This window comes from Nocardiopsis sp. TNDT3 (genome assembly GCF_003427465.1).
Classification (GTDB): Bacteria; Actinomycetota; Actinomycetes; order Streptosporangiales; family Streptosporangiaceae; genus Nocardiopsis; species Nocardiopsis dassonvillei.
Genome location: NZ_QPFC01000636.1, coordinates 1 through 1,379 on the forward strand (window position 1 = coordinate 1; position 1,379 = coordinate 1,379).

The window sequence follows — 1,379 nt, forward strand, 5'->3', positions numbered from 1 at the left end:
GCGCCGCCCTCGCCGGCGCGCTCCTGCTCGCACCCCTCGCGCTCGTCGCCGCGCAGGGCACGGCCGCGGCCGCCCCCGCCTCCTCGGCGGCCGAGGCGCCGGTCCGGGCCGCCGCCAGCCCCGTCGAGACCCACGGCCAGCTGCGGGTCTGCGGCCTCAAACTCTGCGACGAGAGCGGAGAGACCGTCCAGCTCACCGGGATGAGCTCCCACGGCCTGCAGTGGTACAGCGACTGCCTCACCGACGGCTCCCTGGACGCGCTCGCCCACGACTGGAACGCCGACGTCCTGCGCGTGTCCATGTACATCCAGGAGGGCGGCTACGAGACCGACCCGCGCGGCTTCACCGACCGGGTCCACGAACTGATCGAGGAGGGCACCGCACGCGGCATGTACGTCATCGTCGACTGGCACATGCTCACGCCCGGCGACCCGAACCACAACACCGACATGGCGCGCACCTTCTTCTCCGAGATCGCCTCCGTCCACGCCGGCAAGGACAACGTCCTGTACGAGATCGCCAACGAGCCCCACGGGGTCTCCTGGGACGCGATCCGCGGCTACGCGGAGGAGATCATCCCGGTCGTGCGCGCCGAGGACCCCGAGGCCGTCGTGCTCGTCGGCACCCGCGGCTGGTCCTCCCTCGGCCTGTCCGAGGGCTCCGACCACACCGAGATCACCGCCGACCCGGTGGACGCCGACAACATCATGTACGTCTTCCACTTCTACGCCGCCACGCACGGCGACTTCCACCGGGAGGGCCTGCGGGCCGCGGCGCGGGACCTGCCGCTGTTCGTCACCGAGTTCGGCACCCAGGAGGCCACCGGCGACGGGCCCAACGACTTCGCCTCGGCCCAGGCCTACCTCGACCTCCTGGCCGAGGAGCAGATCAGCTGGGTGAACTGGAACTTCTCCGACGACTTCCGCTCCGGCGCGGTGTTCGAGACGGGCACCTGCGCCGCCGACGGCCCCTGGACCGGAACCGAGTCGCTCAAGCCCGCGGGGGAGTGGATCCGCGACCGCATCCGCGAGAGCGGGGTCGTCCCGACCGACCCCACCGATCCCACCGACCCGGACGCGTGCGAGACCCCGGCCTGGTCCTCGGGAGAGGTGTACACCGGCGGCGACCAGGTCAGCCACGGCGGGCGCCTGTACCGGGCCCAGTGGTGGACACGGGGGGAGGAGCCCGGGACCACGGGTGAGTGGGGCGTCTGGCGGGACCTCGGCGCCTGCTGACCGACCCGGGCCAGGCGGTCGGGCCCGGGCACTGAAGCGGAGGCCCTACCAGCCCGGCCGGGGCCGCGGCCACCCGCCCACGGTCGGAGCCGCGGTCCCGGCACCGGGGGCCCGGCCCATTCACGGAGGACACGGGGTGGGGGG

General features: G+C 73.5%; 1 protein-coding gene. It reads left to right on the plus strand.

Going from position 1 to position 1,379, the window contains the following annotated elements:
- Window positions 1–1,235 (plus strand): cellulase family glycosylhydrolase (locus DQW06_RS16145; protein ID WP_117198836.1); only part of this gene is annotated, 1,235 nt, incomplete at its 5' end.
- Window positions 1,236–1,379 lie beyond the last annotated feature (144 nt).